The 15,484-nt window shown below is 70.6% G+C and carries 15 protein-coding genes; 3 read left to right on the top strand and 12 right to left on the bottom strand.

What is annotated here, in order from left to right:
• Nucleotides 1-151: 151 nt before the first annotated feature.
• Entirely contained in the window at nucleotides 152-787 is a 636-nt protein-coding gene (locus tag KSF81_RS08370; RefSeq protein ID WP_217378589.1) for a hypothetical protein, read from the top strand.
• 16 nt (nucleotides 788-803) lie between these two features.
• On the opposite strand, the gene KSF81_RS08365 is transcribed toward KSF81_RS08370, so the two are convergent.
• A complete protein-coding gene (locus KSF81_RS08365) occupies nucleotides 804-4,259 on the bottom strand; it encodes an indolepyruvate ferredoxin oxidoreductase family protein (RefSeq protein ID WP_217378588.1) in 3,456 nt (1,151 codons plus the stop codon).
• 122 nt (nucleotides 4,260-4,381) lie between these two features.
• Here KSF81_RS08365 and KSF81_RS08360 point away from each other — a divergent pair, with 122 nt between their 5' ends.
• Nucleotides 4,382-4,834 (top strand): Lrp/AsnC family transcriptional regulator, encoded by a 453-nt coding sequence (locus KSF81_RS08360; RefSeq protein WP_217378587.1) that lies wholly within the window; start codon nucleotides 4,382-4,384, stop codon nucleotides 4,832-4,834.
• Here KSF81_RS08360 and KSF81_RS08355 read toward each other — a convergent pair.
• From KSF81_RS08355 to ccoN, 11 genes are all read right to left on the bottom strand, one after another.
• Nucleotides 4,791-5,216 (bottom strand): response regulator, encoded by a 426-nt coding sequence (locus KSF81_RS08355; RefSeq protein ID WP_217378586.1) that lies wholly within the window; start codon nucleotides 5,214-5,216, stop codon nucleotides 4,791-4,793. The two genes, KSF81_RS08360 and KSF81_RS08355, sit on opposite strands and share 44 nt — an antisense overlap.
• Before the next feature lie 285 nt (nucleotides 5,217-5,501).
• Entirely contained in the window at nucleotides 5,502-6,239 is a 738-nt protein-coding gene (locus KSF81_RS08350) for a Crp/Fnr family transcriptional regulator (RefSeq protein WP_217378585.1), read from the bottom strand.
• 198 nt (nucleotides 6,240-6,437) lie between these two features.
• The gene (locus KSF81_RS08345; protein ID WP_217378584.1) at nucleotides 6,438-6,623 is read right to left on the bottom strand and encodes a hypothetical protein; all 186 of its coding nucleotides are present in this window, start codon (nucleotides 6,621-6,623) and stop codon (nucleotides 6,438-6,440) included.
• A complete protein-coding gene (gene ccoS, locus KSF81_RS08340; protein WP_217378583.1) occupies nucleotides 6,620-6,781 on the bottom strand; it encodes a cbb3-type cytochrome oxidase assembly protein CcoS in 162 nt (53 codons plus the stop codon). The genes KSF81_RS08345 and ccoS overlap by 4 nt, the downstream gene beginning before the upstream one ends.
• A complete protein-coding gene (locus KSF81_RS08335; RefSeq protein WP_309139506.1) occupies nucleotides 6,769-9,135 on the bottom strand; it encodes a heavy metal translocating P-type ATPase in 2,367 nt (788 codons plus the stop codon). The genes ccoS and KSF81_RS08335 overlap by 13 nt, the downstream gene beginning before the upstream one ends.
• Nucleotides 9,132-9,599 carry a FixH family protein gene (locus KSF81_RS08330; RefSeq protein WP_217378582.1) on the bottom strand — a complete coding sequence of 156 codons (468 nt, stop codon included), beginning with the start codon at nucleotides 9,597-9,599 and terminating at the stop codon, nucleotides 9,132-9,134. Before KSF81_RS08330 ends, KSF81_RS08335 begins: the two co-directional genes overlap by 4 nt.
• Nucleotides 9,596-11,098, bottom strand: a complete 1,503-nt coding sequence (gene ccoG / locus KSF81_RS08325) for a cytochrome c oxidase accessory protein CcoG (protein WP_217378581.1) — start codon at nucleotides 11,096-11,098, stop codon at nucleotides 9,596-9,598. The genes KSF81_RS08330 and ccoG overlap by 4 nt, the downstream gene beginning before the upstream one ends.
• Before the next feature lie 14 nt (nucleotides 11,099-11,112).
• Nucleotides 11,113-11,982 (bottom strand): cytochrome-c oxidase, cbb3-type subunit III, encoded by an 870-nt coding sequence (ccoP, locus tag KSF81_RS08320; RefSeq protein WP_217378580.1) that lies wholly within the window; start codon nucleotides 11,980-11,982, stop codon nucleotides 11,113-11,115.
• Between the two features lie 12 nt (nucleotides 11,983-11,994).
• Nucleotides 11,995-12,165: a cbb3-type cytochrome c oxidase subunit 3 gene (locus tag KSF81_RS08315; protein WP_217378579.1), complete on the bottom strand. Its 171-nt coding sequence runs from the start codon at nucleotides 12,163-12,165 to the stop codon at nucleotides 11,995-11,997.
• 11 nt (nucleotides 12,166-12,176) lie between these two features.
• Entirely contained in the window at nucleotides 12,177-12,911 is a 735-nt protein-coding gene (ccoO, locus tag KSF81_RS08310; RefSeq protein ID WP_217378578.1) for a cytochrome-c oxidase, cbb3-type subunit II, read from the bottom strand.
• A gap of 14 nt (nucleotides 12,912-12,925) precedes the next feature.
• Complete coding sequence (gene ccoN, locus KSF81_RS08305) at nucleotides 12,926-14,419, bottom strand: cytochrome-c oxidase, cbb3-type subunit I (RefSeq protein WP_217378577.1); 1,494 nt, start codon at nucleotides 14,417-14,419, stop codon at nucleotides 12,926-12,928.
• Between the two features lie 181 nt (nucleotides 14,420-14,600).
• On the opposite strand from ccoN, the gene KSF81_RS08300 reads away from it, so the two are divergent.
• A complete protein-coding gene (locus KSF81_RS08300; protein ID WP_217378576.1) occupies nucleotides 14,601-15,407 on the top strand; it encodes a DUF2189 domain-containing protein in 807 nt (268 codons plus the stop codon).
• Nucleotides 15,408-15,484 lie beyond the last annotated feature (77 nt).

Genomic DNA, 15,484 nt, shown 5'->3' with positions numbered 1-15,484 from the left:
CGAGCCAGGAAAGCGGCGGGTTTGCGCGGCCGGCGCCGGCTTGCCCTCGCCGCAGCCCGCGGTGAAACTCGCGGGCCATGAAGGCCATCCCGGCCGGCGCAGCGGCACCGGGCGCAGCGATTCCGGGATCGGCGAGACAAGGATAGCCAGCATGCAACCTCCGGCGACAGATGCGGGACGCGCCCGGAAGGCCCTGCTGCCCGCCCTCCTGCTGGCGATCTGTTCCGGCTGCGCGTCGCAACCGGCGGCAACCGCCTCCCCCTCGGCTTCGGTGGTGCGCGCCTTCGCCGCCATCTGCGGCAAGCTGCAGACCGAGGATGTCGTGCAGCAGGCGCAGGCCTATGGCTTCGTCGCCTTCGACCCGCAGCGCCAGCCGAGCCCGATGCCGGCCGCGCTGCGGAACCCGGGGATCCGCGCCTGGCTGCGGCCATCCGCCGGGCTGCGCACCCTGCTGATCTGGAACGAGCCGCGGCGGAGTTGCGAGCTGGGGGCCGGCGGCATCGACATCCCCGAGGTCGAGCGGGAATTCGCCAGCATGATCGCGGCCCTGGAGCGCAGCGGCCTCGACGTCACCCGGCTCACGGTCCGCGATCCCTCGGGCGGCGCCCTGGGAATCCGCCAGGCGGTCATCGTCGCCCCGCGCACCCTGACGCCGGGGCAGATTCGGCAAATCATCCTGCGGGTCAATGTGGACCAAACCCAGGCGATGCAGGTGGCGATGGCGATGCAGCCCTTCCAGCAGCCGCCGCAGCGGCCGAGCCAGGAGGACGACGCCGTCCCCTATTGAGCCGGGCCGGGGGAGCCTATTCCGCCGCCACCGGCACCGGCTGCGCGGCGGGCGCGTCCATCCCCGCCTCGATCTCCGCCATGCGCGCCCGCGCCGCTTCCAGGTTGCGCGCCTTGATATGGCCGAAGCCCTTGATGCCGGCGGCGGCCTCGGCCCAGTCGCAGATGCGGGCATGGGTGGCCGGCGAGAGGCGGCGCAGCAGCCGCTCGATCCCGGCGCGGTATTCGCCCGGCAGGGCGCGTTCCGCCTGCCGCTCCTCGGTGCGGCCGAAGGGATCGAGCCTGGTGCCGCGCAGCCGCTTGCCATGCCGCAGCAGCCGCATGGCGCGGAGCATCCAGGGGCCGAATGCCATCTTCGCAGGCAGGCCGGTGACCGGGTCGCGCTTCGCCAGGATGGGCGGCGCCAGATGCAACTCCACCCGCTGCGTGCCGGTGAAGCCCCCTTCCAAACGCGCCCGCCATTCCGGCAGGCTGTGCAGCCGCGCCACCTCGTATTCGTCCTTGTAGGCCATCAGCCGGTAGAGCTGCGTGGCGACGATGCGGGTCAGGCGCTCCTCGCTCGCCAGCGCAGTCTTCTCGGTGATGCGCACGCGGTTGACGAAGCTCAGGTAGTCGCGCGCATAGGCGGCGTTCTGATAGGCGGTGAGATCGGCGACGCGGCGGGCGATCAGCGCATCCAGCGTCTCGGCCTCGGGCTTCGGTTCCGGCTCCGCCAGGGCGGCGGCGCGGCCGGCGGTGAAGGCGGCCTTGTTGCGCTCCACCTGCGTCCCGTTCAGTTCCAGCCCGCGCAGGATGGCCTCGGCCGAAAGCGGCACCAGCCCGCGCTGATACGCGATGCCGAGCAGATAGACGTTGAGGTAGATCAGGTCGCCCAGCGCATCCGCCACCTGCGCCGCGGCGGGCAGGGCCACCACCTCCCGGCAGGAGGCGCGGATGGCCCCCAGCATCCCGGCGCTGTCGTAACGCGTGGCGGTATCCAGCACGAATTCCGCGGTGGGGGCGAGGTCGGCATTCAGCACCGCCACTGTCCGCCCGGCGCCGAGCAGCGGCCGCGCAGTGCGGCCATGCGCCACCACCATATCCGCCGCCAGCAGCAGATCCGCCTGGCCGAGCCCGATGCGCGGCGCGGCGATGTCATCCGGGGCCGCGCCGACGCGGCCGATGCGGAGCTGCGCATAGACGCCGCCGCCCTTCTGGGCGAGGCCGAGCATATCCACCGACCGCACCGGCCGGCCCTCCAGATGCGCCGCCATGCCGAGGATGGCGGAAAGCGCCGTCACCCCCTGCCCGCCCACCCCGGCCAGCAGGATGTTCCAGGCGGATTCGCCCTCGCGCGGCTGCGGCAGCACCGGGTCCGGCAAGGTGCCGGTGAAGCTGAGGGCCTTGACCGGCGGCTTCGCCGGCTGCGCGCCGACCAGCGTGACGAAGGAGGGGCAGAAGCCATCGACGCAGGAGAGGTCCTGGTTGCAGGCACTCTGGTCGATGCGGCGCTTGCGGCCGAAGGGCGTCTCCACCGGCTCCACCGCCAGGCAGTTGGAGGCGCGGGAACAGTCGCCGCAATCCTCGCAGACGCGGGGGTTGATGATGGCGCGGCGGGTGGCCTGGGGCGCCAGGTCGCGCTTGCGCTTGCGGCGGCGTTCCGTGGCGCATTCCTGGTCGTAGATCAGCACCGTCACGCCCGGCGTCTCCCGCAGCCGGCGCTGCACCGCATCCAGTTCGGAGCGGTGGTGGAAGGCGATACCAACCGTCTTCCCTTGGGGCATCATCGGCGAATCACGGTGGCGGTCCGGGTCGTCGGAGACCACGGTGATGCTTGCCACGCCCTCGCCGGCCATCTGCGCCGCGATATGCGGCACCGTCATCTCGCCTTCCGGAGTCTGGCCGCCGGTCATGGCGACGGCGCTGTTCACCAGGATCTTGAAGGTCATGTCGGCCTTGGCGGCCAAAGCGGCACGGATCGCCAGGCTGCCGGAATGGGCATAGGTGCCGTCGCCCATATTGGCGAAGACGTGCCGGTCGCCCACGAAATCCTTCTGGCCGAGCCAGGGCGTGCCCTCGCCGCCCATCTGGGTGAACATCTCCGTGTCGCGGTCCATGAATCGCGCGAGGTAGTGGCAGCCGATGCCGGCCAGCGCGATGCTGCCCTCCGGCACCCTGGTCGAGCTGTTATGCGGGCAGCCCGGGCAGAAATAGGGCGCGCGCTCATGCAGCGGCGCGGCCAGGGTGGTGAGGGCGTCCAGCTCGGCGATGCGGGCGCGGAGCCGCTCGGTCCGCAGCGCCTCCGGCAGCCGGGCGGCGAGCGCCCGCAGCACCTGCGCGGTGTCGAGCTCCGTCAGGTCCGACACCAGCGGCTGCCCCGCCTCGTCCCGCTTGCCCACCACGCGCGGCCTTTCGGCCAAGTGGTAGAGCGCGTCGCGAAGCTGCGGCTCCAGCAGCGGCCGGCGGTCCTCGATCACCAGGATTTCCTCGAGGCCCCGGGCGAATGCGCGGGCGCCCTCGGCATCCAGCGGCCAGGCGAGGCCGACCTTCCAGAGGCGCAGGCCCGCCAGCCGGGCCATCTCCTCGGTGATGCCGGCATCGCGCAGCGCCTGGCGGAGCGTGGCATAGGCCTTGCCCCGCACGGCGATGCCGAAGCGCGCGGTGGGGCTGTCCAGCACCACCCGGTCGATGCCATTGGCCCTGGCGAAGGCCACCGCCGCCGGCAGCTTCACCTGGCGCAGCCGCTGTTCCTGCGCCAGCGGCGTGTCCTTGGCGCGGATATGCACGCCGTCCGGCGGCAGCGGGAAATCCTTCGGTTCCACCGTGGCATAGGCGGCCGGGTCGATCCGCACCGTGGCGGCGCCATCCATGGTCTCCGCCACGCATTTCATGCCGACCCAAAGCCCGGCATAGCGCGACATCGCCAGGCCCTTGAGGCCGTATTCCAGCACCTCCGCCACGCCCGAGGGGTCCAGCATCGGGATCTCGGCATCGACGAAGGCATATTCCGAGGTATTGGTGACGGTGGAGGATTTGGCGGAAGGATCATCTCCCGCCAGGGCCAGCACGCCGCCGCGCGGCGCGGTGCCGGCGCTATTGGCATGGCGCAGCGCATCGCCGCTGCGGTCCACCCCCGGCCCCTTGCCGTACCAGATGCCGAAGACACCTTCGTATTTCGCATTGGGATAGAGCGCGATCTGCTGGCTGCCCCCGATGGCGGTGGCGGCCAGATCCTCGTTCAGCCCGGGGTTGAAGACGATATTGGCCTCGGCCAGCCGCTTCGCCTGCTTGCCCAGTTCCTTGTCGAAGGTGCCGAGCGGCGAGCCGCGATAGCCGCTGATATAGCCGGCGGTGTTCCAGCCCTGGGCCGCATCCAGCGCGTGGCGCAGCAGCGGGATACGCACCACCGCCTGGATGCCGGTGAGCAGCGTCACCTGCCCGGTGCTCTCCCACCGGTCCTCAAGCGTCACGTCCGGCCGCTGGATATTGCCCATGATCGACTCCCTCGGCCTACACCTAGGGCCGGCAGGATGCCGAGGGAAGGGCAAAGGGTGCTTTCGAATTCTGTTGTGCGGCGCCGAAAGGACGGCAGAAGCTTCTGCCCGGAGGCCCCGATATGGACGCAACAGACCGCCGCATCCTGCGCGCCCTGCACCGCCGGGCCCGGCTGACCAATGCCGAACTGGCGGAGGAGGTGGGGCTATCGGCCTCCCCCTGCTGGACCCGGGTGCGGCGGCTGGAACAGGCCGGGGTGATCCAGGGCTATGTCGCCATCCTGGACCAGGCCAGCCTCGGCCTGCCCGATACCGTCATCATCGAGGTGATGATGGAGCACCATGACGAGGACAGCCTGCGCCGCTTCGAACAGGCCGTCACCGACATGCCGGAGGTGATCGAGGCCTGGCTGGTCACCGGCGAATACGACTACGTCATCAAGGCCGCGGTCGGCGGCACGGCGGGCTATGAGCGGCTGCTGCGGGAGAAGCTGTACCGCCTGCCCGGCGTGCGCCACACCCGCACCAGCTTCACGCTGCGCTGCCTGAAGCAGAGCTGGACGCCAGCGCCGTGACCTCCTGCCAGGCGTCGCCGGCGGGGGCGAGAGCCTTGATCTCGACGACCAGATCAAGGGGTTCGAAGGGCTTGTGCAGCATCGGCACGGCGTCATGCCCGCCCTTGTCGCAGCCCTCGCCATAACCCGTGGCGAAGAGAAAGGGCACGCCGAGCCTGGCCAGCACATCGGCCACCGGCGTCACCATCTCCCCGCCGAGATTGATGTCGAGCACGGCCGCGCTGAGCCCGCCATCCTGCATGGCCGCCTCGATCAGTCGCAGCGCATTGCCGACGGTCGCGGCGGTCAGGATTTTGGCGCCGGCTTCGCGCAATTCGTCCTCGACCATCATCGCCACCAGCGCCTCATCCTCGACGACAAGGATGCGACGGTTCCGGAGCATGGCCCCGTTGCTCAGAATTGCTCCCATATGCATGGCGCTATCCTGCAATTTCCATGGTTGTCCAAGCCGATATCGAACCCGCATGGGGGGTTCACACTCAGGCGACCACGGCGCAGCATCAAACGAGCTGGGCGCTGGATGTCTGTCCGGTTTCGGACATCGATGATTGCAGGCCAGAGCATATTACGGTCCTGCCATGTGACCGAAACCGCCGCCATTGCTCCCGACCACGAATGCCGCGGCGACCCGCGGGATGTACCGAACCGTGGCTTGCATGGAATTAACCTAGCCATGCGGCCTTTCCGGTCCTCGGATGAGTGCGTTCTCGAAGCAGTTTTGTGAGGCCACGTAACATTCGCAGGAGGCCGCCTCGAGCCCCGGCCGATCCACAATACGCAAGTGGCCCCGCGCGTAGTGGATCAGCCCCGATTTCTGGAGCATTGCGGCGGCGACCGAGACGCCGGGGCGGCGCACCCCGAGCATCATCGAGACGAACTCATGGGTCATCGGGAATTCGTCGGCCTCGGCACGGTCATGCGCCATCAGCAGCCAGCGGGCGAGGCGCCGTTCGATGGCATGATGCGCGTTGCAGGCGGCGATCTGCGCCACCTGGCCATGGAAGGCCAGGGCGTAGCGCAGCAGCAGGCTGCGCATCCCGGCGCTCCGGTCCAGCGCCTCGCGGAATGCCGCCACGCCAATCCGCAGGGCGGTGCCGTCCATCTGCACCCTGGCCTCGGTCAGCGAGAGGTCGACGCCGAGCAGGGTGGCGAGGCCAACCATGCCTTCCCGGCCCGCGATCCCGACCTCGGCCTGCCCGCCATCCCCCAGCGTCGCCAGCATGCAAACCATGCCGCTCTCGAGGAACAGCACGGCATCAACCCGGCTGCCCGCCGCGTAGAGGGTCTGGTTGAAGGGAAGCTCGACAGGCTCCAGCCTGGGCCGGAGCCGCGCCAGTTCGTCAGGCGGCAGCGCGGTGAGAAGGCGGTTGCGGATCTCGGCGTGCGGCCGGTCGGGATCGGACATTCGCCCCCCCTGCGCGCGGCGCGGCTGGAGCACTGACACTTCCCGGTCGCCTGAAGTCTGGGCCCGTGGCGAGCCATAGGCCAGAAATGATTTGCCGCCCGCAGATCTTCAGGCAGGGCCATGACTTGACGATTGGATGAGCGGCCCAGGCTCATCCATACCGTTTCATGGGTCAGATGGTCGCGGCGGCGGCGCAGGTCAGCGCCGCGCCGCCTCGGCCTCGTCGAAATGCCGCTTCACGCAGGACAGCGCGAAGACCACGCCGAAGGCGAAGAGCATCAGCCCGAAGACATGCAGGTAGTCGCGGCTGGCCGCCGCGGCGAAAAGCCCGACCAGCGCGAGCAGCGCGGCGAAGGCGGTGAAGAAGATCCTGCTGCCGGTCATGGGCGTGGCTCCTTGCGGGGGGTGTCGTCGAAGAGGATGCGGCTCGCGGTGCCCTCCAGGTCGTCATACTGGCGGGTGCGGAGCGTCCAGAGGAAGAACAGCAGGCCAAGGAAGGCCAGCAGCAGCGACAGCGGCACCAGCAGCATCAGCGCGTCCATCTGGGGCTCTCCTTGCCGGATTCGGCACGCAGCGAATTCAGGGTGACGACCAGCGAGGAGGAGGCCATCACCAGCGCCGCCAGCAGCGGTGTCACGATATTGGCCACCGCCAGCGGCACCGCCACCAGGTTGTAGGCGAGCGAGAAGGTGATGTTCTGCCGTGCCAGGCGTTGCGCCCGCCGCGCGCTGCGGATCGCGGCCGGCAGCGCCGCCAGCCCCTCGCCCTGCAGCACCAGGTCGGCGGCGGTCTGCGCGAGGTCGGTGGCATCGCCCGGGCAGGCGGCGACATGCGCCAGCGCCAGCGCCGCAGCATCGTTGATGCCGTCGCCCACCATCAGCGGCCGGCGGCCTTCGGCGCGCAGGGCCTCGATCCGCGCCGCCTTGGCTTCCGGCGTGGCGCGGGCGGTCCAGGCCGTGATACCGGTCTGCCCGGCCACGGCGGCAACCGCATTGGGCGCATCGCCGGAGAGCAATTCGGCCGAGAGGCCGAGCGCCTGAAGCTCCGCCACGATGGCGGTGGCATCGGCGCGCAGCCGGTCGGCGAAGCGGAAGGCCACCGGCGCCTGGCCGGGTGCCGCATACCAGAGCGTCATCCCGGCATCCTCGCCGGGGATGCCGAGGAAGGCGGCGCTGCCGAGGCGGCGCCCGCCGGCCCGCAGGCCGCGGCCGGGCAGCTCCTCCACGCCCTCGGCGGCCGGCGCCTCCGGGCAGGCGGCGGCCAGCGCGCGGGAGAGCGGGTGGCGGCTGGCCTGGGCCAGGCCGGCGGCGGCGCGGAGTTCGGCCTCGGTCCAGTCGCCGGGCAGCAGGGCGGGGCGGCCCTCGGTCAGGGTGCCGGTCTTGTCGAGCACCACATGATCGGCGGAGGCCAGCCGTTCCAGCGCGGTGGCGCTGGCGACCAGCACGCCGCGGCGGAACAGCGCTCCCACCGAAACCGCCTGCACCGCCGGGATGGCGATGGCGAAGCCGCAGGGGCAGGTGACGATCAGTGCCGCCACCGCCGGCACCAGTGCCGCCTGCCAATGCAGCCCGCCCCAGAGCCACCAGCCGAGGAAGGTGGCCAGCGCCACGGCCAGCACGGTGGGCACGAAATAGCGCACCACCCGGTCGGCCAGATCGACATAGCGGCCGCGCGCGCCCTCCGCCCGTTCCAGCAGCCGCGCCATGGCGGCGAGCGAGCCATCCGCGGCGGCGGCGGCGACCCGGGCGGTGAAGCCCGCGCCCATGTTCACCGCCCCGGCCGGCAGCGGCGCGCCGGCGGCGAAGCGGCGCGGCAGGCTCTCGCCGGTGGTGGCGGCGGTATCCAGCAGCGCCTCGCCCGCCTCCAGCAGCAGGTCGAGCCGCAGCCGCTCGCCGGCCGCCACCAGGATGCGCTGGCCGGCCCGGACGCTCTCGACCGGCACCGCGCTGACGCCACCATCCTCGCCGAACAGGGAGACGCTGCCCTCCTGCAAGGCAAGCAGTTCCGCCACCGCCTGCCGGGCGCGGCGGCGGGCGGCGCGGTCCAGCACGCGGCCGGCCAGCAATAGTGCCAGCAGGCTCACGGCACCGTCGAAGAAGGTGAAGGGGCCGTTGCGGATGGTCTCCGACAGGGACATGGCGGTGGTGGCCAGCACGCCGATCGAGACGGCGAGATCCATGTTCACCCGCCCGCCCCGCAGCCCCGCGAGGGCGGATCGGTAGAAGGGCATGCCCGCCACCAGCACCACCGGCAGGCTGATGAGCGCCGCCAGCCAATGCATCAGCCCGCGCGTCGCCTCGCCCATATCGGCGCCGACCCAGACGGCGACCGAGACCAGCATCACATTCATGGCGCCGAAACCGGCGATGCCGAGCACCCGCACCAGGGTGCGGCCCTCGGCATCCTCGGTGGCGCTCAGGCAGGCCGGCGACCAGGGCGCGACGCGGAAGCCGAGCCGGGCCAGCAGTGCCGCGAAATCATTGGCCCGCGCCGCCGGGCCGCGCCAGGCGAGGGTCAGGCGGCGGGTGGCGAGGCTGGCGCGGGCGCGCAGCATCGCGGGCTCGGCGGCCAGCGCCTGTTCCACCAGCCAGACGCAGGCGCCGCAGGCGAGGCCGGCGATCATCAATTCCAGGCTGTGCTCGCCCTCGCGGCCCGGCCGGGCATGGCCGGCGAAATCCACCGCGGCGGGTTCCACCGCCGGGCGCAGCGCGCCATCGGCCGCGGCCCGGCGCCGGTAGAAGCCATCCAGGCCGAGGCCGGCGACCAATGCATGCGCGCCCTCGCAGCCGGTGCAGCAGAAGCGGCCGGCGCCGGGCGGCAGCACGGCGCCGCAATGCAGGCAGGCGGCGGCGCTGGCGGGCGCGGCTTCGGGGGTGACGCGGCCGATCAGGCTCACGGCACGACCAGCCGCTGGCGGATGTCGAGGTGCTGGCCCTCGGCGCCGGCGAGGCTCAGCCGTGCCTCCCACTGGCCCGGCCGCAACGCCACCGGGGCGAGCCAGGCGCCGGGCGCTATGGCGGCGAGGTCGAGCGGCATCTCCTCCCGCTCCAGCGGCCGCCGCAGCACGCCCTCCAGCCGGCCGCGGACGGGCTGGCCCGCCGCATCCAGCACCATGACGCGCAGCGCGCCCTCGCCCAGCGTCACCTCGGCGCGCCAGCCCAGCGCCTCCTGCCGGGCGGCCTCGGCCAGCACCTGGTTGTAGGCCCGGCCGCGGTCATAGGACTGGCTCACCGTGACGCCGGTGAAGGTGGAGAGCGCCGAGGTGATCAGCACCCCGTTCACCGCCACCACGGTGAGCATCCCGGCCGCGAAGGCCCAGGGAATCCAGCGGCTGCGGCGGGGGTCGAAAGTCGCGCTCATGGCTTCGGTCCCAGGAAGACGCTGGCTTCGGAGACCGCGATGCGGCCCTCGGCGTCGATCAGGCGGAAGGTGACGGGGATATTCTCCGGCAGGCGCAACCCGGGCGGCGCGGTCACCAGGGCACGCCATTGGGTGATGCCATCCGGCCGCGTCACCAGCACCGGCCGCCCCTGCGCATCGGCCTCGGCGTCCTGCACCAGCATTTGCAGCCCGGCCGGGCCGTCCAGCACCAGCGAGAGCATCTCCGTCTCGCGCGTCTTGCTGGCGAGCTTCAGCGCATAGGCGTTGCGGATGCCGCCATCGGAGAGGCGGACGAACAACGGCGCGCGCTCGCGGATCACCGCGAGGCTCAGCGTCTCGCGCAGCATGTAGCTGCCGGCCATGATCCCGGCGACCAGGCCGAGCACGCCGAGATAGAGCCAGGTGCGCGGCCTGAGGAAGCGCGTCGGGGTGCGGGCCTGCATGCCGCAGGCGAGCCGCGCCGGGCCGGGCGGCAGGGGCTTCGCCGCCGCCTCGCTGGCCGCGATATTGGCGAAGGTCTCGAAGGCGATCAGGCCCTTCGGGCGGTCGAGCCGCGCCATGATGTCGTCGCAGGCATCGATGCAGAGGCCGCAGCCGATGCATTCCAGTTGCAGCCCGTCGCGGATGTCGATGCCGGTCGGGCAGACATTCACGCAGGCGCGGCAATCAACGCAGTCGCCGACCCCTGCCGCCTTGGCCTTGCCGCGCGGCTCGCCGCGCCAGCCGCGATAGGAGACGACCAGCGAACTCTCATCCAGCATCGCCGCCTGGAAGCGCGGCCAGGGGCACATGTAGGTGCAGACCTGCTCCCGCGCCCAGCCGGCCAGCAGGTAGGTGGTGGCGGTGAAGAGGCCGAAGAAGAAATAGACGGTGCCGCTGGCCCGCAGCGTGAAGAAGTCCCGCGTCATCGCCAGCGCGTCGTTGAAATACATGATCCAGGCGCCGCCGGTGGCGGCCGCGATGGCCAGCCAGGCGGCATGGGTGGCGCCCTTCTTCAGCAGCTTCTCCCGGCTCCAGTTCTGCTTGTCGAGCCGCATGCGCTCGTTGCGGTCGCCCTGGATCCGCCGCTCCACCCACATGAAGAGGTCGGTCCAGACCGTCTGCGGGCAGGCGAAGCCGCACCAGACCCGGCCGAACAGCGAGGTCGCGGCAAAGAGGCCGATCGCCCCCAGCACCAGCAGGCCGGTGAGGTAATAGACCTCCTGCGGCCAGATCTCGATCCAGAAGAAAAACAGCCGGGCATTCTGCATATCCACCAGCACCGCCTGGTTCGGCAGCGCCGGCCCGCGGTCCCAGCGGAGCAGCGGCACGGTGTAGTAGAGGCCGAGGCAGAGCGCGAGGATCGCCCATTTCGCCCGCCGCACCGTGCCGGTGACCGCCTTCGGATAGATCCGCGTGCGATTGGCATAGAGCGGCGCGGGGGCCGGCGGCGGGGGCGCCGCCGGCTTCACGCGATCAGGGCTGTCGAGCTTGCTCATGATGGCAGGCTCCGTCACTCACCGCCGCCGAGCGCATGGACATAGACGGTGAGCATGTTGACGATGGCGGGGTCCAGGCGGCCGTTCCAAGCCGGCATCACACCGCCGCGGCTATAGCTGATGCTGCGCGCCACGCTGGCCTTGTCGCTGCCATAGAGCCAGATCTGGTCGGCGAGGCTGGGCGCGCCGAGGTCGCGGTTGCCCTCGCCGCGCTCGCCATGGCAGCTCGCGCAGTTCTCGGCGAAAAGCGGAGCGCCGCGGCCGGCCGCCGCCTGGTCGGTGGCACGGCCGGTCAATGAGAGCACATGCTCTGCCACATCGCTCACCTGGGGCGCGGTGAGCATGCCATCGGCCAGGAAGCGCGGCATCTGGGTGGCCCGCGCATCGTCGGATTCGCCGTTGCGGGCGCCGTGCTGGATGGTGTGCTGGATGGCGTCGAAACTGCCGCCCCAGATCCATTCGTCATCGGCCAGGCTCGGGAAGCCGCCCGCCGCGCCCTGGCCGCCGGCGCCATGGCAGCCGGCGCAGTTGTTGGCGAAGGCGATGCGACCGCCGGCCAGGGCGAAGGCGCGCAATTGCGGGTCGGCGGCGATCTGCTCCGGCGTGGCCCCGCGCAGCCGCGCCAGCATCGGCTCCTGCCGGGCGCGCTCGCCCTCCAGCACCGGGCCGATGGCACCGCGCGCGGTCCAGCCGGTGAGGCCCGTATAGCCGCGGATCGGCAGCGCGGGATAGAGCACCACCCAGGCCAGGGCGAAGAGGATGGAGGCGTAGAAGACATAGAGCCACCATTTCGGCAGCGGGTTGTCCAGCTCCCGCAGCCCATCCCATTCATGGCCGGTGGTGTTGATGCCGGTCACGGCATCCTTCTCGATCTTGGTCGGCATCGTCGGATGCTCCTAGCGGGGCGGGCCGGGCGGGTCATCCCTGAACGGGATGGTGCCGAGCTGCTCGTAATGCCGCTTCTTCGACCGGCGCATGACCCAGAAGACCATGCCGAGGAAGAGCAGGAAGAACCACACCACCCAGAGGGACTTGAGCAGCGGGTAGAGCGCGATGAGGCTGTCCATGGCCGCCCCCCTTATTGCTGCCGGACCTGGTCCGGGGTGACGTCGCGGAACTGCACCAGCGTGCCCAGCATCTGCAGGTAGGCGACCAGCGCATCCATCTCCGTCACCCGGGCCGGGTCGCCGTCGAAATTGCCCTGCCGCGCCCGGGCGTAGCGGCTGGCGAGGCCGGCGCCATCCGCCTCCGGCCGCGCCTGCGCCAGGAGGTCGGCGCGGGCATTGGCGATCATCTCGTCGGTATAGGGCACGCCGACCGCGCGCAGCGCCCGCAGGTGCTGGGCGATGCCCTCGATCTCCAGCGGCCGATCGAGGAAGGCATAGGGCGGCATCACGCTCTCCGGCACCACCGCGCGCGGGCTGCGCAGATGCGCCGCCTGCCAGTCATCCGAATAGCGGCCGCCGACGCGGGCCAGGTCCGGCCCGGTGCGCTTCGAGCCCCATTGGAAGGGGTGGTCGAACATGCTCTCGGCGGCGAGCGAGTAGTGGCCATAGCGCTCGGCCTCGTCGCGGAAGGGGCGCACCTGCTGGCTGTGGCAGGTGTAGCAGCCCTCCCGCACATAGATGTCGCGGCCGGCGAGTTCGAGCGGGGTATAGGGCCGCACGCCCTGCACCCGCTCGATCGTGGTCTCGACGGCGAAGAGCGGCACGACCTGCACGAGCCCGCCGATCGAGACGGTGATGAGGGTGAGGACGCCCATCAGCACCAGGTTGCGCTCGATGATGCCGTGGTCGCGGAGCCATTTAAACATGATGCGGCCCTCCTTCACTCGGCCGCCGCGGGAACCAGCCCGGCCGGCACCGCGCGCGGCGCCTCCTCGGCCGGGCTCTCGGTGCGCACGGTCATCCATAGGTTGTAGGCCATGAGCAGCGCGCCGGTGAGGTAGAGCACGCCCCCCAGCATGCGGATGACGTAGTAGGGGTGCATCGCAGCGACCGTCTCGATGAAGCTGTATTGCAGGAAGCCCAGCTCGTCATAGGCGCGCCACATCAGCCCCTGCATGATGCCCGAGACCCACATGGCGGTGATGTAGAGCACGATGCCCAGCGTCGCGATCCAGAAATGCCAAGACACCAACTTCGTGCTGTAGAGCGCCGGCTTGTTCCAGAGCTTCGGGAACAGGTAGTAGATCGCGCCGAAGGTGATGAAGCCGTTCCAGCCGAGCGCGCCGGAATGCACGTGGCCGATGGTCCAGTCGGTATAGTGGCTCAGCGCGTTCACCGCCTTGATGGACATCACCGGCCCCTCGAAGGTGGCCATGGCGTAGAAGCCCACCGCGGTGACGCTGAAGCGCAGCGCCGGGTCGGTGCGCAGCTTGTCCCAGGCGCCGGAGAGGGTCATCAGCCCGTTGATCATGCCGCCCCAGGAGGGCATCCAGAGCATGATGCTGAAGGCCATGCCGAGCGTCTGCGCCCAGTCCGGCAGCGCGGTGTAGTGCAGATGGTGCGGGCCCGCCCAGATATAGAGGAAGATCAGCGTCCAGAAATGCACGATGGACAGCCGGTAGGAATAGACCGGCCGGTCCGCCTGCTTCGGGATGAAGTAGTACATCATGCCGAGGAAGCCGGCGGTCAGGAAGAAGCCCACCGCGTTGTGGCCGTACCACCACTGGATCATCGCATCCTGCACGCCGGAGGCCGCGCCATAGGACTTGGCCGAGCCCAGGCTCACCGGCAGCGCCAGGTTGTTGCCGAGGTGCAGCATCGCCACGGTGATGATGAAGGCGAGGTAGAACCAGTTCGCCACGTAGATATGCGGCTCCTCGCGCCTCACGATCGTGCCGGCGAAGGCCACCAGGTAGGTCACCCAGACCACGGTGAGGAAGAGGTCCACGAACCACTCGGGCTCGGCATATTCCTTGCCCTGGGTGACGCCGAGCACATAGCCCAGCGCCGCCGCGACGATGAAGAACTGGTAGCCCCAGAACAGGAACCAGCCCATCTCCTCGCCGCCGAAGAGCCGCGCCCGGCAGGTGCGCTGCACGACATAGAGGCTGGTGCAGATCAGGGCGTTGCCGCCGAAGGCGAAGATCACCGCCGAGGTGTGCAGCGGCCGCAGCCGCCCGAAGGTGGTCCATTCCAGGTCGAGGTTGAGCAGCGGCCAGGCGAGCTGGGAAGCGATCACCACCCCCGCCAGGAAGCCCACCACGCCCCAGAAGACGGTGGCGATGGCGAAGGCGCGGATCGGCGCCTCCACGTAGTCTGTCTGGCGCAGCGGTGCGTGACCGGCGCCGGCGGCGGCATAGCCCGCTGCGGCCATGGGAAGGGTCTCCTCAAGGCGCGGGCGGGCCATCCGGGGGAATGGGATGGCGGGCGGTCCCGCGCGGCGCCGGACAGAACCATGGTTGGGACAGCAGTGTCCTTGATCCGGATCAAGGACAGCGCCTTCGGCATCTGGGCTAAGCTGGCGCGGTGAGCCCGGAAGCCGGGGAGGAAGCCCGATGACCACCTACATCGCCCCCGACGCGCCCCTGGCCGCCCGGCCCGCCTCCCGGATCCGCCAGGTCGCCACGGACCGGCCCTGGGTCTGGCTCGCCGCCGGCTGGCGCGACCTGCTGGCCAACCCCGCGATCGGCCTGGCCTATGGCGGGGCGCTCTGCGTCGCCGGCTGGGTGCTGGCGCTGCTGCTGTTCGAGGCCGGCGCGCTCTGGGCGGTCCTGCCGGCGACGGCGGGATTCTTCCTGGTCGGACCGCTGGTCGCCGCCGGACTCTATGAGGTGAGCCGGCTCCGGGAACAGGGCCGAAGGGCGAGCCTAGCCGATGCCATGCTGGCCTATCGGCGCAATGGCGGGCAGCTTGCCGTGCTCGGCATGGTGCTGCTGGTGCTGCACCTGTTCTGGGTGCGGATCGCCGGGCTGCTCTTCATGCTGTTCTTCGGCACGGAGGGGCTGCCGGCCCTCGAATCCCTTCCCATGGCGATGCTGCGCTCCGACCAGTTGCTGCCCTTCCTGGTCATCGGCACCGGCTTCGGCTTCCTGCTGGCGGCCGGCAGCTTCGCGATCTCCGCCGTCTCGATCCCGATGCTGATCGAGCGCGACATCGGCGCGCTGGAGGCGGTCACGGTGAGCATCCAGGCGGTGCTGGAGAATTGGCGGCCGATGCTGCTCTGGGCGGCGCTGATCGTGGTCTTCACCGGGCTGGCGCTGGTGCCCTTCTTCCTCGGCCTGCTGGTGGTGCTGCCGCTGATCGGCCATGCCACCTGGCACGCCTACCGGGACCTGGTGGCCCCGGAGCCGGCAGCCGGTTAGAGCAGATCGCCGCAGGGCGGAACCGCCCGGAGGCGTGAATCTGCTCTACGAACAACAGCCTACAGTGGCGTGCCGAA

The organism is Siccirubricoccus sp. G192 (genome assembly GCF_019084075.1).
Lineage (GTDB): Bacteria > Pseudomonadota > Alphaproteobacteria > Acetobacterales > Acetobacteraceae > G192.
Note: the sequence above shows the minus strand (reverse complement) of the source record. Positions and strands in the feature narration are given on the sequence as shown.